We start from the raw sequence: 16,882 nt of genomic DNA on the forward strand, positions 1-16,882 counted from the left end.
CTCACACGCTTTGCTGCAGACGCAGCAGGTAGGGTTTTCTGATCCACAGGAGAATCAGGCCGATGATGCTGAAGACGCTCGCGGCGAGCGCGCCGACGATGGCCAGCTTGATGCCCAGCGAATCCGCCTTCTCGGGCAATGGCGGCGGATCGAGAATCTGCAGCATCGGGTAGCTGGCGAAGGGGTCGATCTGACCGATGTCGATCTTGGCCAGCGCCGTGGTGTAGACCGCCGTGGCGACCTGTTGCTCGCGCAGCAGGTCCTGCAGCTGGGCGGCCTTGGCGACGCTGTTGTCCAGCCGCTGCTGGCGGGCCGCCAGATTGGCCCGCCCGGTGGCAAGCTCGCTGATCACGCCGCGCCGCTGGGTATCCAGGGTGATCAGCTCGCCGACCAGGGTGTCCTGATTGGCATGGCCGGACGCGGCACGCAGGGCATTCTGGTTGCGCGAGGACTGACGGGGCAGCAACTGGCGCATGCGTGAGGCCAGCGAGCGCTCGAGGGAATCAAGCCCCGCGGCCAGATTGATGACTTCCGGATTGCGCTCGCCCCATTTGCCACGCGCTTCATCGAGACTGGCTGCCTGTTCCGCGGCTTGAGTCAGCAGCGCCTGATAGCGGGCGTCGCGCTGCAGGGCGATCACGCCACCGGCCTGGCCGGCGTCCAGTCCCAGGCGACTGGACAGGGTGGCGAGACGGGCGTTGAGGGCCGACAGCTCGCCATCACGCGTTTCGAGTGTGTCCTTGAGCGCCTCGACACTCAGCGTCAACTCCTTGAACTGCTCCATGGAAACCAGCCCTGAGGTGGACTGGAACTCGAGCAGCTTGCGCTGGGTTTCCTTGAGCGTGCGATCGTAGGTCTCGAGCGAGCGGCGGATGACGGCTTCGCGGCGCGCCTGCTCATCATTGCGCAGCTGTTCGATCACCTCATTGAAGGCATCGATGTGCGCATTGGCGCGTGCAAGCGCGGCCTTGGCGCTCGGCGCGCTGGTCTGGAAGCCGATCAGGGCGGTCTGGTCGGTCAGCTTGATCTTGGGCTTGCCGTAATCGTCGGGATGCATGTCGACCGTGCTGGCGGCACGCTCGAGCACGGCGGGACTCTCGGCGATGGCGCGGTAGTTGACCTTGGGGTCCAGCGAGGAGCTGGAGTAGGAAGAGTTGGCGCTGGTGCTGGCCTGGCCGATGCTCTCGAAGTTTACCGACAGGCCGGAGCCGGTACCCGGCAGGATCATCGTCCAGCTGGTGGTGTAGGTGACTGGTGCCACGGCGATGAAGGCGATGGTCAACCCCCAGATGACACTCAGGATGGCGGTCGCCAGCAACAGGTAGGCCGCGCGGCGGGTGCGCGGGCGCATGCTGGAGCCACGCGCCGCCCAGCCCAGCAGGACGCCCAGGAGTCGGCGCCCCAGTGAGGGCTTGGCTGCGTCTTGTGGTGTGTCGGGTGAGCGGGACTCTGTCATGCACATCCTTGTCGCGTGGTAGTGATCAGTCGCATTCCATCAACGGACAGGCGATGGGTTACAGCAGAGTGGCCGGCGTCAGCAGGTCAGTCAGCGTGCGGGCGATATCACGGATGTTGGTGACACCGGAGTCATAGCAGCCGACCACATCTTCGGGCATCAGATAGGGATTGACGCCCACATCCGCCGGATTGGCCAGCAGGGCATCGATACCGCGATCGACCACGACCGGCTGATGCGTCATCGGGTTGGTACTGATCAGCACCGCGCGGCGCGAACCGGAGGTCGCCTGGATACCGCCGACGCAGTTGGCATTGATCACGCCCTGCAGCATGCGCACGCCGTAGGGCACCTGCGAGCGCAACACCGTGTAATTGCTGACGTTGTTGTTGTTGGCAGGGGTGGTCAGGTTGGAGGCATAGATGACGATGCCCGGCGCGGTGAGCGGCGAGGGGCGCATCAGCGCGGCCTGGAAGGCGCCGCTGGAGGGCACGTGGATGCGGTCCCCCACGCGCAGCCAGGGATTGGCGGCATACTCGCCGTCGATCAGGCCGCGCATGTCGAGAATCTGTGTCTGGCCGTCGCGAATCAGCTCGATATGGCTCAGGTCCGCGTCGGGGCGGATGCCGCCGGCCGTGGTCAAGGCCGCCGACAGACGACGCTGTTGACTGGCATCGCCGCCGGCGAAATCGCGGCGCACCATGCGCTCTTCGGGCAGGCGGGTATTGATGACCGCCTCGCCCGGGAAGAACACCGCGCCGGACACCGCAACGGCCAACGGCGCCCATTCCTCGAGCCGGATGCTGACATGCGCCAGACCCGGGCGAATCAGCTCTTCCTGCACCAGACGCCGGGTGATCTCATCCGCCAGGGCGTCGATGGTCTTGTTGGAGGCCTCGACCGGCGAGAGCCACGGCAGGCGCAGGCGTCCGTCATGATCCACCTCGTAGCTGCCATCAAAGAGTTCGCTGCCGGCGACCCTGACGCTCAGACGATCGCCCGCCGCCAGCCGCTGGTCATCGCCCGCGGGCAGTTGCATGAAGCGATCATCGGCATGAGGGGCAGGCAGTTCCAGCGGCCAGTGGGTCGCCTGTTGCCAGTGATCTTCGGCGGGAGTGTCGTCCAGCATGATCGGCGTACAGCCGCCCATCAGGCCGGCCGTGATCGCGACACCCAGCAGGCGTCGAAGAGAGCAGACAAGGGAGCTGGGCCGAGTCAGGTCGCGTTTCATCAGGCTACCTCACGAGAAGGCCCTGTCCGGGTGTCACCGCTCGACTCCAGCAGCGGGTCGCGCTGATAGTAGATATCGAAGAGCTCGAACAGGCGCACGCGCTCCAGCTCTGTCTGCATGACCGGCGAGGGTTCGACCACCACCAGCGCCGCCGGGGACAGTGCATCATGCAGACTGACCAGCACCGAGAGCCCATCGGCATCGATGGCCTCGACATGGCTGAGGTCCACCGCCAGCGTGCCGGTGTGCTCAGGAATCATCGCCAGTATCTCCTGGCGGAAATAGCGCGCGAGCTCGCCTGTCAGCTGGGCAGGCGGCGTGATCATGATGCCTTCGTGAATCCGGGTGGTGATGGGCATGACGGGCTCCCTGTGCTTGATGTCACCGCCTGGCGCCAGCTGGGCCTGCGGTGCAGCTTGTTATCTTTATGCACTATGCCGCATAAGCATCGTTTACCTGCTGTTACAGTGTCAACGACGCCGACTGACTTGCCTCATTCTTTCTTGCTGGGTTTCGTGGTGCTACCTGCTGTTTTCGGACTGTCCAGGTTGCCTGCGCGGCGTTGTCACTCGCCCGACATGGCAGGTGACTTGTGTGGCGTGGCCAGCATCGCGCCCCAGTGGCGGAAGCGCAGCAACAACAACAGGCCCGGTATGGCGGCCAGCGTGCAGATCCAGAAGAAGCTGTCCCAGCCGGCCGCATCGGCCAGATAGCCGGAGGGCGCGGCGATCACCACGCGCGGCAGGCCCATGATCGATGAGAGCATCGCGTACTGGCCGGCGGTGAAGCGCTTGTCGGTCAGCGCGCCCATGAAGGCGATGAAGGCGGCGCTTCCCATGCCGGCCGCCAGATTCTCGAAGGCGACCACCGCCGCGAGCCACGCCAGCGAATCACCGACGTGATGCAGCCAGACGAAGCCGGCAGTCGACACCATCTGCAGGATGCCGAACCACCAGAGCGCCCGATAGATGCCGATGCGCATGATCATCAGGCCGCCGAAGAAGGTGCCGGCCAGCAACGGCCACAGGCCGAACAGCTTCACGGTCGCGCCGATCTGCGAATTGCTGAAGCCGATGTCCTTGTAGAAGGGCGTGGTCAGATTGCCTGCCACGGAATCGCCCAGCTTGTAGAGCAGGATGAACAGCAGCAGCCAGATGGCGCCATCGCGCTTCATGAAGTGGCGGATGGGGTCCCACAGGATCTCATGCAGATGATGGGCGCGCGGCGCGGCCTGAGCCTCGGGTTCCGGTGCCAGCAGGGTCACCAGCATGCAGGCGCCCAGGGTCGCGGCCATGATCAGGTAGGTCACGCGGAAGCCGATCATGTCGGCCAGCACCAGGCCACCGGCCGAGGCCATCAGCATGCCGATGCGGTAGCCATAGACATAGAAGCTGGAGCCCAGCCCCAGCTCGTTGTCCGGCAGATGCTCGCGCCGATAGGCGTCGATCACGATGTCCTGGGTGGCGCTGAAGAAGCTGACCGCCAGCGCGATGGCGCCCATGGTCAGCGGCGACATGTGCGGGTCCTGCAAGGCAAGCAACGCGATCAGTGCGGTCAGGGCCAGCTGGGCGATCATCAGCCAACCACGGCGCCGACCGAGCACCGGCGGCATGATGCGGTCCAGCAATGGCGCCCACAGAAACTTGAGGGTGTAGGGCAGGCCGACGAGCGCGAGCAGGCCCACGGCGTCCAGTGAGACACCGGCATCCGTCATCCAGGCCTGCAGCACGCTGCCAGTCAGCAGCAGTGGCAGCCCGGAGGCGAAGCCCATCAGGAACGTGATACCATGACGGCCAACGAGTAAGCGTAAATCCTTTGAAGTCAAAGCCTTGCCTGTCCATGCAGAGGGTGTGGCCGCGCGTGTCACACGCACGGTGAGCGGCTATCTGCCGCTTGCGTCATTCATGGCCGGATTGTCGCACTGCCTGAGGGCAAGAGCCATGCATTGTCCTGCCGGTCAGCCGACAGGCATGATGCAGGTCGAGACACGCATGAGTGGGGCAGGCAGGCAATGAGAGGTCATCATGAGTGAAGCCCGAGAAGCTGCCAAGGCGCATTGGTATCTGATCCAGTGCAAGGGCGGGGAATCCTTCCGTGCGGCGGAGAACCTCACCAATCAGGGATTTCACGTCTTCCACCCCCTGTTGGAGGTGGAAAAGAAGCGCGGCGGCAAGCTGCGTTGGGTCGAAGAGCCGCTCTTCCCCTATTACCTGTTCATACGCCTTGATCAGATGGATGACAACTGGCGGCCGATTCGCTCGACCCGTGGCGTGCTCAAGCTGGTCAGCTTCGGCAACACGCCGACGGCGGTGCCGACGCCTCTGGTGGAAGCCCTGATCGCCAGCGGCGAACAACGCCAGGAGCAACCGCCAGAGAATGTCTATTTCCGGGCCGGCGAGCAGGTCGAGATCATCGATGGCCCCTTGAGTTCGCTCAGTGGCGTCTTCGAGAGCGCGAAGGGCGATGAGCGCGTCATCGTGCTGCTCAATCTGATCAATCAGCAACAGCGTGTCGAGCTGTCCAGTCGTCAGCTGCGGCGTAGCGAAAGCTGAGCTGGCGACCTGTCTCACCCGTCTTGATCCGCGAGACCGCATTGCACCTTTCTTCTGGAGTGGTTCCCATGGCGATTACTTCCCAGCAGGTCGTCAGCCTGCATTACACCCTGCGCACCGCTGATGGCACTGTGCTGGATAGCTCCCTTGAGCGTGAGCCGATGGATTACCTGCATGGCCACGACAATATTCTGGCAGCGCTCGAGAGCGCGCTTGAGGGCTGCGATGTCGGCGACCGCAAGGTCGTCAATCTGACGCCAGCCGAAGGCTTCGGTGAGCGGGATGAAGGCCTGGTGCAGTACTTCGGGCGTGATGCCTTCGGCCCGGGCGAGATCAACGCCGGCATGCGCTTTCAGGCCCGCACCCCGGAAGGCCAGCGGTCGGTCACGGTGCTGGAAGTCGGTGAGCAGCAGGTCAAGGTCGATGCCAATCATCCACTGGCAGGTCAGGCGCTGAGTTGGGAGGTCGAGGTGCTGGAAGTGCGCGATGCCACGCGTGCCGAACTCTCGGCCGGTCATCCGCTCGGTCTCGATGTCAGCCATACCGAGATCGAAGACAAGAAGGTGCGTCGCTGAAGTAGGCATTGCGGATGGGTGTGACGCTCAAGCGCCTCGTTGCAGCCCCTCTTCAACAACAGACAGCCCCGCTGCCGGTATCCTCGGCAGCGGGGCTGTCTGTTGTTGAGGTCTGTAGCGATGGAGAAAATTGATATGGATCAGTCGTCTGCGCGCCAGCCGCACGGATCGAGCCGGGAAGCCTTCAGGACTTGATGCAGATCAGATTCGCGCGGGGCGTGGCGGGGTAGAGTGTCCTTGTCGAGGCCGCAGCAGGCCGACACAGGCGGAAGAGCTATCGATGTCGGAGCTATTGATATCAGAGCTATCGATGTCAGAAGCAGAGGTGTCAGCTGCCGACAGAGGCTGGCATTCAGGGAGCCCCTTGGGGAAGGGGCAGGCCAGGATGGCCGCTGTCAGAATCGGGCTATTTGCAGGTGCCGATTCGCCGTCAGGGGAGGGGGAAACCCCGCTAGCCGACCTTCGGGTCGGCTTTTTTGGTTGTGGGGTTCAGTGGGGGAATGGCTAACTGCGTTTGCATGACGCTGGCTTGTCTGCGGGCTGCTTGAAAGATTTTGCCAGTTCTCTGAGAGGAAGAGAGTCGCTGGACAGGCAACCCCGCAACTGGCACGAGGTTGCCTGCCCGGCGAGACGGCTCAACTATTGTTGCTGGCAGTCTTGAGGCTCTCGACTTCCTTGTGGGAGTCGACGGCCTTCCCGGTGGTGGTCTTGTCGATGCTCTGACTTTTCTTGACAGCCTGGCTTTTCTTGACAGTCTGGCTCTTCTGGATAGCCCCGTCTTGCTTGACCGACGGGCTCTTCGTGTTGATGGCCGAGGTCTTCTTGCTTGGCTTGCCCGGCTCGCCCAGCGTCAATGTCGTGTTCATTCGCTTGAGCGTATTGGGGCCGATTCCCTTGATTTCGGTCAACTGTGCCACGTCGGTGAAGGGCCCGTTCGCCTTGCGCCATTCGATGATGGCCTGGGCCTTCTTGCCACCGATGCCCTTGAGCTCGGTCAGTTGTGCGGCAGTGGCGGTGTTGATGTTCATGTCTGCGGCCTGGCTGGTCGGTGACAGTACCAGCAGGCTGGTCACGAGAAGTGTTCCTAGCAGGGTTTTCATGGTCGCTTCCTATGCTCACATCAGGGCGGTCGATTGGAAGTGCGCGGGGCGACCACCCGAGGCCCTGCGCGAGAAATACTCTGGCTCAGGTATTGGATTTGTAGTCATTTAGATTTAAACGATTTCTCATCCTTGCGCGGCTTTCTGCGCTCAACGCAAGAAAGCACTAAGAGCGTTAGCCTGCTGATTCGATTCGTCTTTCCCTGGGCATACAACGACAGAGCCGAGCGCTATAATGTTGCCCCGAGCCCATGACCTCCTGTCATTGCGCCTGCCACATCGCCTGGAGCCCGGATGCCTGCCACGACTTCCCCCCTGATCATCGCCCTCGACTACCCGGACATGAGTGCTGCGCTTGCCATGGCAGACCAGCTGGATCCTGCGCGCTGTCGCGTCAAGGTAGGCAAGGAGCTGTTCACGCGTGTGGGTCCCGAGATTCTCAAGGCATTGCATCAACGCGGCTTCGAGGTCTTTCTCGATCTCAAATTCCATGACATCCCCAACACCACCGCCCAGGCCGTGCTGGCGGCAGCGGAGCACGGCGTGTGGATGACCAATGTCCACGCCTCTGGTGGTGCGCGCATGATGCAGGCCGCCGCCGAGGCCCTTTCGACTCGCGGCCTCGATACCCAGCTGATCGCCGTGACGGTGCTGACCAGCATGGAACAGGCCGATCTGGCCGGTATCGGATTGGATGTCACGCCGCTTGCGCAGGTCGAGCGGCTGGCGGCCCTCGCCCAGCAGAGCGGCATGCACGGTGTGGTGTGCTCCGCACGTGAGACCCCGAGTCTCAAGGCGCTGTGTGGTCCGGAGTTCCTGAAGGTGACACCGGGTATTCGCCCGAGCTTCGCGCAGGCCGGTGATCAGCGGCGCACCATGACGCCCGGTGAAGCCATGGCGGCCGGTAGCACCCATCTGGTGATCGGGCGTCCTGTCACCCAGGCGGAGGATCCGCTGGCGGCGCTGGCGCTGATCGAGCAGGAGCTGGGCGCCTGATCGGCTGATTGTCTGCCTCATGGGCAAAAAAAGACGCCAGTCGCAGACTCTGCGACTGGCGTCTTTTTCATGGCAGTGATCACTGCTGCTGATCACTCGCTCACGCTTTGCGCGACTGCCTCAATCGGCAGACTTGATATGCCAGCTGACCTGAACGCTGCTCTCGAGGCTCAGCTCGCCGGGGCGGTATTCGCTGCCGCTGCTCTTGGCCTCTGCCATGTCGGCACGCATTGCCATCATCTGCGGGCGCGGGCTGTGTGAGGACTCATTGATCGACTGCACGCTGCCCAGGGTCGCGCCGAGGGTCTCGGCCATCAGTTGTGCCTTGTGGCGTGCCTTGGTCAAGGCTTCCTGCAATACCTTGTCTTCCAGGGCATCCCGTTCACTGATCTGATACTGCACACCGGCCAGTTGATTGACGCCAGCGCCCAGCAGCAGGTCGATGACTTCCGGTACCTTGTCCAGGTCATCGAGAGCGAGGCTGATCGGGCGTTCGAGGTGTGTACGGCGCCATTGCTGGGGCTGCTGCTGACCATTGTTGCGCTCGTAGTACTGTTCAGGGCGCAGGTTGAGGCTGCCGGCGCTGATCTGACGGCTGTCGATGCCCGCTTTCTCCAGTGCCTGAATCAGTGTCGTCATGCGTGATTCCAGTGACTCGCGTGCCTTGCGGGCTGCCTGACCCTCGGCCTTGCTGTCCGGAGCCTTGTCATCCACCTTGCGCGCGGGCGTCTTCTCCCACAGGCGTGCCTGGATGGTTGCCTTGTCGGGCGCCGCCTCCAGGCTGGCGCTGGCGCTGACATGCACCAGAGCCGGTGCGGGCGTCTGGTCGGCGCGGGCCATGTGCGTGGCGCCGGCGGTGCAGAGCGCCAGGCCGCATAGCATGGCGGTACGACGCAGGCGCTGGGCGAGGGGGGCGGGGCCTCTGGTGGCGTGGTTCATCAGCATGGGAATTCCCTTGTATAAAGTGGCAACATTGTTGCCTGGCGCTTGGTGAGGGGCATGAATGCGGGCGCGATAGGCTTGAAAGTATCAGCAATGAGGGTGATGCGTGAAGGTACACGAGAGACTGCGCTCTATACGTGGCGCTGCACTGGTAGTGTCGGTGCTCGTCATGTCATCACTGATGGCGCTGCCTGCCTTGGCCGCAGAGCGTGAGGTGATCGATGATGCAGGCGACGTCGTGGCACTGTCACAGCCGGCGCAGCGGGTGGTCACGCTGGCCCCGCACGCGGCGGAGCTGGTGGCGGCGGCGGGAGGCTTGCCGGCCTTGATCGGCGTGAGCCAGGGCAGCGATCATCCCCCTGCGGTCAGCGAGCTGCCGCGCCTGGCCAGCTATCACGGGCCCAACCTGGAGGCGCTGCTCAGTGCACGGCCTGATCTGATCGTGGCATGGGGCAGCGGGCTTTCCGATGAGATGCATGCGCGTCTGACAACGTTGGGGATGCCCGTCTTCGTCAGCGAGCCCGCCACACTCGACGACGTGCTGTCCAATATCGCTCGGCTTGGCACCTTGCTGGGCACCCGCGATATCGCGGATACGCGTGTGGCGGTGCTCGCAGCGCGAATCGGGCAGCTGGAGCGCGCGCGCGACAGCGCCCCCTTGCCGGTCTTCTTCCAGCTGGGGGAGAGCCCGATGACGACATTGGGTGGCAATCACCTGGTCAATGAGCTGATTCGGCGATGCGGTGGTGAGCCGCTGCTGACGGACTCACCCGCGGTGGTACCGCAGATCAATCGGGAAGCCTTGTGGCTGGCCCGACCGCACCTGATTCTGCATCCGGTCGCGAAGGGGCCGGCGCGCAGGGACTGGATTGCCGCCTGGCGCGCGGATGAAGGGCCACTTTCCGAGGTGGCACTGGCGGGTCTGACTCCTGACCTGATCAGTCGTCCCGGCCCGCGCAGTGTCGAGGCGATGGCAGAGGTCTGCGCTGCCATCACGAAGGTGCAGGCGTCGGACTGAGGGCGTCAGAGTAAGCGCGTCGGATTGAGGGCGGCGGAGTCAGGGCGGCTTCGTGCAGCACGCTCAGAAATCGATGCCACGCCGCGCCTTGAGGCCATGATTGAAGCCGTGGCGAATCTCGGTCATCTCGGTGACGGTATCGGCACAGGCGACGATTTCACGATTGGCATTGCGCCCGGTGATGATGACGGTCTGTTCTGCTGGGCGATTCTCGAGTGCTGTCATCACCTCCTCCAGCGGCAGATAGCCGAACTTGACCATGTAGGTCAGCTCGTCGAGCACCACCAGATAGACGCTGTCATCGCGCATCAGGCGCTGCGCTTGCTGCCACACGGCCTGACAGGCAGCGGTATCGGCGTCACGATTCTGGGTGTCCCAGGTGAAGCCGGTGGTCATGGCATGCACTTCGAGATTGGCATCCTCGGCGAGCCGTTCGCGCTCGCCGCATTCCCACAGCCCCTTGATGAACTGGATGACACCGACCTTGTAGCCATAGCCCAGCGCGCGGGTGATGGTGCCCCAGGCGGCCGTCGTCTTGCCCTTGCCATTGCCGGTGAACACCAGCAGCTGGCCGCGCTCCTCAGTGGCCTGCGCCACCTTGTCATCGACATGCGACTTGAGTTTTTCCATCGCGGCCTTGTGGCGGGTATTGCGGTCCGTCATGCGTATGCTCCGTGAGTCAAAGGCACAGCACCGACCCGGGGGACGGTGCTGTGATCGGTGCTGTGGTATGTGTGGCTGGTTGTCGCCCGAGGCTCTTCAAAAGAGGCACCCCGGGAAAGCCGATCAGAAGAAGAAGGTGACGCCGCCTTCCACATAACGGCCCTGGGTGTTGTAGCCATTGACCAGTTGGTATTCGCGATCGAAGACGTTATCCAGCTTGGCGCTCAACTTGACGTTCGGCATCACCTGCCAGCTGGTGCGCAGATCGACCACGCCATAGCCAGCGGTGCGTGTGTCGGTGTAGGTATCTGCGTCAGTATCACTGCGGCTGGCGCTGCCACGCAGCGTGGCACCGAAGCTCCAGTCGTCGAGTGCGTAATCGGCGTCCAGACGCGCAAAGCGCTGGGCGCGGCGCTTCAATTGCTCACCGGTATCGCGGTCCTCCGGGTCCTGCCAGGTCATGGCAAGGTTCACGCTCAGTGCCTCGCCTTGCCAGCCACTGCTCAGCTCGACGCCACGGATGCGTGAGCGATCGATATTGATCGGTAAGAAGTCGGCTCCCTCGTAGCTGATCAGATTGTCGATATCGGTCTGGAAGGCATTCAGGCCCAGATGCCAGTGATGTTGCTGCAGGCGCCAGAACAGCTCGGCCGTGGTGGAGGTCTCGGCATCGAGATCCGGATTGCCGGAGCCGTAGGGGCTGTAGAGGTCGATCAGGTTCGGTGCCTTGAATGCGCTGGAATAGCTGGCACCGAGCTGTTGCGCGGCCGTCAGATCATAGGCGTAGCTGGAGCCGCCCGTCATCTGATGGCCATAACGATTGTCGTCGTCATAACGCAGGCTGGTCGTGACGTGGTGACGCTGTTGCTGAAGATGCCAGCTGCCGTAGACACCGGTGGCATAGCGGCTATCGACGCTGTAGCCCTCGGCGGTGAAGTAGGGGCCATCGGCATCCAGGCTTTCCTCGCGATGGTCCACCCCCAGGCTGAGCGTGCCGAGATCGGTGTAGAAGTCGTGGCGCAGGCCGACCTCGTTGCGGGTGCTGGCGACACGTCCGGCATCGCTGCCGGCTTCGGTGTTCTCGTACTCATCCCGCGTGCGCGCCACGCTGACCGTCATGTCCCAGTTCGGGTTCAGGTGCGTCAGCAGGCTGGCATCCAATACCATCTGGCTGCCTTCGCCGTGGCAGTCTTCCGAGGCACTGAAGCTGCTGTCGTAGCAGTCGTCATAGTCGTAATCGGTCTCGGTGTTGGCGACGCCGAGGCTGAGCGTGGCCTGCTGACCGAAGTCGTGGCCAAGACGCAGTTCGGCGCCCGTGGCCTCGTAGCCATCATCTTCACTGCCGGTATCGCGGGCCGAGAAACCATCGCTCTCATCATGATGGAGATTGGCCGAGAGGCGCGTGTCGTCTTCCACCGAGCTGAACTGGGCGTTCTGGCGGAAGGTGCCATCGCTGCCGGCACGCAGGGTAACTTCTGCATGCTGACCGACTTCGCTGCCGCCACGCGTGATCAGGTTGATCACACCGCCGATGGCATCGGCGCCGTAGACGCTGGCGCGCGGGCCACGCACGATCTCGACACGCTCGACGGCGGCGAGTGGCAGGAATTCGAAATGCGCCAGGCCATCGGCACTGTTGGCGACACGCTGGCCATTGACCAGAATCAAGGTGTGGTCGGACTCGGTACCGCGCATGAAGAGGCTGGTCTGGCTGCCCATCGGGCCGCTGCGGGCGACCTCGATACCATTGCGTGATTGCAGCAGATCGACCAGCGAATTGGCCTGCAGGCGATCGATCTCGTCACGCGTGATGACGTCGGTGCTGGCCAGCACGTCATTCTGCAGCTGCGGAATGCGATTGGCGGTGACCTGGACGGTGTCCAGGTCCTCGGATGAATCGGTGGTCAGCGCATCAGCAGCGACGGCGGGCGGGGTCAGCAGCAGGCTACCGACGAGGGTGAAGCTGGCCTGCGCAGATGCGCGACCACGAGTGTTGTTGTGTTTCATGAATGATCCTCAAGCGTCAGACGCAATGAGGAGGACAGCGTGACAGGGTGCGCGAGCACACGTCCCCCGCACGCGCCCTGATCAAGCAGGCCCGTCGCGGGAGACTTGCCACTGGTGAGGCCCTCCGCATCAACCAGTGTGGAAGCGAGGGCCGGTCTCCGGACTGACGCCTGGTGGACTCCAATGGCAGGAGTCTCACCCTCTCATGCGCCTTCCCACCTCCTTCCCTTGGGGGAGGCCTGAATGACAGGACCTCCCGGAGGCAGTGGCTGGCCGTGTCGATCTTGTCGATCGTGGTCGACCTGCATGAGCGTTGCGATCACCGTTGCGGGGGCAGTACGGGGGTTTCACCCGTTTCCCGAACACCCTGGCTTCAACGCGAACCATTGTCTGGGGCGGGGGGGGGGGAGTCAATCGGCAAACCGGCGTTGCGCTGGCTGCCACCGAGGGCCTCTCAGGTGCGGTCATTCAGGGGGAGAAGTCAGAGGGTAAGTCTTCGGTTGTGCCAGATACGACAACGCCCGCACGGGGCGGGCGTTGTCGAGGTGACGGTCTGGCCAGTTGGCGGTGTCTGCTCCATGGAAGCTCGTGCTACAGAAGCCAGTTCTCTGGAGACTGGCTCACCAGCGAGCGTCTCTAGAGAGACAGGAACAGACCGGCGAGACTCGCTGACATCAGGTTGGAGAGGGTGCCGGCGAGAATCGCCTTCATGCCCATCTGCGCGATATCACCGCGACGGTTCGGTGCCATCAACCCCAGGCCGCCCATCAGGATGGCGACGGAGGACAGGTTGGCGAAGCCGCACAGTGCGAAGATGATGATGGCTTCAGAGTGCTCGGACAGCTTGATCTGGTGGCTGGCGAGGTCGGCGAAGGCGACGAACTCGTTGAGCACCAGCTTCTGACCGATGAAGCTACCCGCCTGGATGGCTTCGTGCCACGGCACGCCGATGACCCAGGCCACCGGGGCGAAGGCATAGCCCAGCAGCAGCTGCAGCGTGATGTCTTCATAGCCGAACAGGCCGCTGACCCAGCCGACGATGATGTTGCCCAGCGCGATCAACGCGATGAAGGCCAGCAGCATGCCGCCGACATTGATCGCCAGCTGCACGCCAGAGGCCGCGCCGGAGGCGGCGGCATCGATGACGTTGGTCGGGCGATCGATGTCCTTGCCCAGCGCTTCTTCGACGCTCTGGGTCTTGGTCTCGGTCTCCGGAATCAGCATCTTGGCCATCAGCAGGCCACCCGGCGCCGCCATGAAGGAGGCTGCCAGCAGGTACTTGAGGTCGATGCCCAGCGAGGCATAGCCCACCAGTACGGAACCGGCCACCGAGGCCAGGCCACCGGTCATCACGGCGAACAGCTCCGAGCGGGTCATGCCGGCGATGAACGGGCGCACGACCAGCGGGGCTTCGGTCTGGCCGACGAAGATGTTGGCGGCCGCGGACAGGGACTCCGGACGGCTGGTGCCGAGCACCTTCGACAGGCCGCCGCCGAGCACGCTGATCACGACGTTCATCACGCGCAGGTGATAGAGCACCGCGATCAGTGACGAGAAGAACACGATGATCGGCAGTACGCGCAGCGCGAACACGAAGCCGCCGCCGCCGAAGACTTCGAACATCTTGTCGCTGACCAGGCCGCCGAACAGGAAGTCCATGCCGACGTTGGCACTGGACATTACGGCCTGTACACCTTCGCTGAGCCCAAGCAGCATGCTCTTGCCGGCAGGCACGTAGAGCACGAAGATCCCCAGCATCGCCTGGATGGCAAAGGCACCCAGTACGGTGCGCAGGCTGATGGCGCGTCGGTTTTCAGAGAGAAGGAAGGCAATCCCCAGCAGGGCGAAGACGCCCACCAGGCCCATGACGATCTGCATCAAGCAGCTCCTGAATGCGTAGGTGTTACGTTGAGGACAAGGCAATAGCGCTGGCCACAGGACGGTATGGCCAAAACTGGCGCGTACTCTACCAGTATTTTTGCCCTCTGTCGGAGTCTGCCACTAACGTTTGACGCATTTTTTGTGAATCGCGCGAGGCGTGCCTGCGTCAACACGCACGAGGCCCGCCATGGGCGAGCCTCATGCTTGCCGTCGTGATATTCCGACGTGATGCTGAGTCTGCCCGCTGTCAGGTGCCGGCGCCCGGCAGACGACTGGCCGGCAGGGGGCCTGAACCCGAGCCCGGCGGCGTCTGTGATGACTTGCTGCCCGCGCCCTTGTCGGCCTGGGGAGCTTCGGCCTTGTCGGTCCTGGGCTGGGAAGACTTGTTCAGCTCCGGCGAGTCGGCATGGATCAGGCTGATCAGCGTCTCGCCGGCCTTGGGCTCCAGCGCCACGGCCGTGTTGGCGATCCGGATGCGGCCCTGACTGCTGATGCAGAACAGCGGCAGCAGGCGCTCTTCATGAATCCTGCGGTAATCCTCGAGGCTGAAACTCTCGGTGATGCGGGCGCGTCGGAACTGTGCGCCCTGAGAGAGCAGGCTCGCCAGCTTGGCATAGGTGATCTTGCCATCGAACAGCAGCGGCAGATGCCCCAGCGCCTGGTCCTGCTGGCGCTTGGCGTTCTTGCCGTTGTCCTCGGCGAGCCGGAAGACACGCCCATGGCCCAGGATGTGCTCGAAGTGCAGCGCGGCCAGGCTATTGAGTTCGCGATAGGGCGACAGCGGCATCAGGTGGCCGATACCGGTCAGCTCGAGATGCTGGGCGGCATGTTCAGACAGCGGATTGCCGTAGTAGACCGGCAGGCCCGCCATGCGCGCTTCCTGCACGGCGTCCCAGTTGGTGTCGGTCAGGCGCACCGAGAAGCCGGCATCGACCAGTTCACGGGCGACCTGGCGCGACACCGAGTTGGCGCCCAGGATCAGGAACCCCGAGGGCGGCGGCTCGCCGACGCCCAGTACCTTGACGATGGGACGCGACAGCAGGCTCTGGACCACCACGGTGCCGATGATGACCAGGAAGGTCATCGGTACCAGCATCTCGGCGCCTTCGATGCCCTGGGATTCGAGCTTGAGGGCGAACAGCGAGGCGACTGCCGCCGCGACGATGCCGCGCGGCGAGAGCCAGGCCAGCAGGGCCTTCTCGCGCAGCGTCAGCCCGCTGCCCAGGGTGCACAGCCAGACCGTCAGGGGGCGTGCGACCCACATCAATACCGCCAGGAAGATCCACGCCGGCCACGACAGCAGGGACAGCTGCTCGACGGTCAGGCGCCCCGCCAGCAGCAGGAACAGTCCCGAGATCAGCAGAACCGTCAGGGTCTCCTTGAACTCGATGATCTGCTGGGTCGGCACGCCGCGCATGTTGGCCAGCCACACGCCCATCACGGTGACGGTCAGCAGGCCGGATTCATGGAACAGGGTGTTGGAGATGGCGAACAGCCCCAGCATCACCATCAGGGTGCCGAAGTTGTGCAGCTTCTGCGGCAGCCAGAAATGACGCAGCACCAGCCCCCAGCACCAGCCACCCAGTGCCCCCATGCCGAGCCCGAGGCCCACCGTCTGGGCGAACAGCAACAGGGTATGTGAGGCCGCATTGCCGGTCATGCCGAGCGCGACGTACTCATAGACCAGTACCGCCAGCAGCGCGCCGACCGGGTCGATCATGATGCCTTCCCAGCGCAGGATCTGGGTCAGGTTGCCGCGCGCGCGCAGCGTCTGCAGCAATGGCATCACCACTGTCGGGCCTGTCACCACCAGCAGGGCGCCGAGCACGGCGGCCATCTCCCAGCGCATGTCGAGCAGATAGTGGGCGGCCACGGTGCCGATCACGCCGGTGATCACCACGCCGGTGGTGACCAGCCGCCTGACGATATGGCCATGGCCGCGCAGGTCCTTGAAGTCCAGCGTCAGGCTGCCCTCGAACAGGATGACCGCCACCGCCAGCGAGACCAGCGGGAACAAGAGATCGCCGAGCAGCTCATCCGGCTTCAGCCAGCCCGTGACGGGGCCGGCGAGGATGCCGACGATCAACAGCGGCAGGATGGCGGGCAGACGCATGCGCCAGGCCAGCCACTGGCAGCCGAGGGCCATCAGACCGATCAGGGTCAGGGCCAGAGCAGGTTCGGTCATCGGGTGTCTTCCTTGGAGTCAGCGAAAATGAGCGGTGCCACTGTTGCGGTCACCGCTCATCGTTTCGTTGTGTCTCAGCCGTCTGTCAGTGGCCCTTGCCCCTGCTGGTCTGTACAGGCTTGAAGCAGGGGGCAGGCGCCACTCAGCTGCCGCGCGGCAGGCCGAAAGGGCGCAGCCTAGCGATTGATTCCGTGGTATGCAACGTCGCGTTGCCTTATCGCGCTCTCCTCATTTCCTTTCTCTGTCGTGCCCACGTGATGGCGTCGGACAGATGCG

General features: G+C 63.7%; 14 protein-coding genes and 1 riboswitch. Of the genes, 4 read left to right on the forward strand and 10 right to left on the reverse strand.

All coding sequences use genetic code 11. The features are described from left to right. Window position 1: 1 nt before the first annotated feature. The 4 genes from HA399_RS03845 to HA399_RS03860 all read right to left on the reverse strand — a co-directional run bounded on the left by HA399_RS03845 (window position 2) and on the right by HA399_RS03860 (window position 4,458). The gene (locus HA399_RS03845) at window positions 2–1,456 is read right to left on the reverse strand and encodes a hypothetical protein (protein ID WP_286987162.1); all 1,455 of its coding nucleotides are present in this window, start codon (window positions 1,454–1,456) and stop codon (window positions 2–4) included. 58 nt (window positions 1,457–1,514) lie between these two features. After that, window positions 1,515–2,687, reverse strand: coding sequence for a polysaccharide biosynthesis/export family protein (locus HA399_RS03850; protein WP_225347637.1), 1,173 nt, complete (start codon window positions 2,685–2,687; stop codon window positions 1,515–1,517). Beyond that, on the reverse strand, window positions 2,687–3,046 hold the full coding sequence (locus HA399_RS03855) for an STAS domain-containing protein (protein WP_404326117.1): 360 nt from the start codon (window positions 3,044–3,046) through the stop codon (window positions 2,687–2,689). The genes HA399_RS03850 and HA399_RS03855 overlap by 1 nt, the downstream gene beginning before the upstream one ends. Window positions 3,047–3,252: 206 nt before the next feature. Beyond that, window positions 3,253–4,458, reverse strand: coding sequence for an AmpG family muropeptide MFS transporter (locus HA399_RS03860; RefSeq protein WP_082388128.1), 1,206 nt, complete (start codon window positions 4,456–4,458; stop codon window positions 3,253–3,255). A gap of 253 nt (window positions 4,459–4,711) precedes the next feature. Between HA399_RS03860 and rfaH the strand changes: the two genes are divergently transcribed. Then, entirely contained in the window at window positions 4,712–5,239 is a 528-nt protein-coding gene (gene rfaH / locus HA399_RS03865; RefSeq protein ID WP_176676340.1) for a transcription/translation regulatory transformer protein RfaH, read from the forward strand. Between the two features lie 68 nt (window positions 5,240–5,307). Beyond that, window positions 5,308–5,814, forward strand: a complete 507-nt coding sequence (locus HA399_RS03870) for a peptidylprolyl isomerase (RefSeq protein WP_043332448.1) — start codon at window positions 5,308–5,310, stop codon at window positions 5,812–5,814. Window positions 5,815–6,449: 635 nt separating this feature from the next. On the opposite strand, the gene HA399_RS03875 is transcribed toward HA399_RS03870, so the two are convergent. Beyond that, window positions 6,450–6,914, reverse strand: coding sequence for a helix-hairpin-helix domain-containing protein (locus HA399_RS03875; protein WP_263643035.1), 465 nt, complete (start codon window positions 6,912–6,914; stop codon window positions 6,450–6,452). Window positions 6,915–7,208: 294 nt separating this feature from the next. Between HA399_RS03875 and pyrF the strand changes: the two genes are divergently transcribed. Further along, window positions 7,209–7,910, forward strand: a complete 702-nt coding sequence (pyrF, locus tag HA399_RS03880; RefSeq protein ID WP_153635206.1) for an orotidine-5'-phosphate decarboxylase — start codon at window positions 7,209–7,211, stop codon at window positions 7,908–7,910. A gap of 120 nt (window positions 7,911–8,030) precedes the next feature. Here the strand turns inward: pyrF and HA399_RS03885 are convergent, their stop codons facing one another. Continuing rightward, entirely contained in the window at window positions 8,031–8,855 is an 825-nt protein-coding gene (locus HA399_RS03885) for an SIMPL domain-containing protein (protein WP_216059733.1), read from the reverse strand. 166 nt (window positions 8,856–9,021) lie between these two features. Here HA399_RS03885 and HA399_RS03890 point away from each other — a divergent pair, with 166 nt between their 5' ends. Then, window positions 9,022–9,870 (forward strand): helical backbone metal receptor, encoded by an 849-nt coding sequence (locus tag HA399_RS03890; protein WP_404326119.1) that lies wholly within the window; start codon window positions 9,022–9,024, stop codon window positions 9,868–9,870. Window positions 9,871–9,933: 63 nt separating this feature from the next. Here HA399_RS03890 and cobO read toward each other — a convergent pair whose 3' ends face one another. The 4 genes from cobO to HA399_RS03910 form a co-directional block, all read right to left on the reverse strand. Next, window positions 9,934–10,533, reverse strand: coding sequence for a cob(I)yrinic acid a,c-diamide adenosyltransferase (gene cobO / locus HA399_RS03895; RefSeq protein ID WP_284892186.1), 600 nt, complete (start codon window positions 10,531–10,533; stop codon window positions 9,934–9,936). A gap of 123 nt (window positions 10,534–10,656) precedes the next feature. Further along, window positions 10,657–12,540 carry a TonB-dependent receptor domain-containing protein gene (locus tag HA399_RS03900; RefSeq protein ID WP_404326121.1) on the reverse strand — a complete coding sequence of 628 codons (1,884 nt, stop codon included), beginning with the start codon at window positions 12,538–12,540 and terminating at the stop codon, window positions 10,657–10,659. A 131-nt stretch (window positions 12,541–12,671) separates the two neighbouring features. Further along, window positions 12,672–12,943, reverse strand: a riboswitch (cobalamin riboswitch). Between the two features lie 233 nt (window positions 12,944–13,176). After that, entirely contained in the window at window positions 13,177–14,418 is a 1,242-nt protein-coding gene (locus HA399_RS03905; protein ID WP_043332439.1) for a NupC/NupG family nucleoside CNT transporter, read from the reverse strand. 250 nt (window positions 14,419–14,668) lie between these two features. After that, on the reverse strand, window positions 14,669–16,606 hold the full coding sequence (locus tag HA399_RS03910) for a sodium:proton antiporter (protein WP_107335386.1): 1,938 nt from the start codon (window positions 16,604–16,606) through the stop codon (window positions 14,669–14,671). Between the last annotated feature and the right edge of the window lie 276 nt (window positions 16,607–16,882).

The sequence above is a fragment of the Cobetia sp. UIB-001 genome, from assembly GCF_044789135.1.
GTDB classification, from domain to species: Bacteria; Pseudomonadota; Gammaproteobacteria; order Pseudomonadales; family Halomonadaceae; genus Cobetia; species Cobetia amphilecti.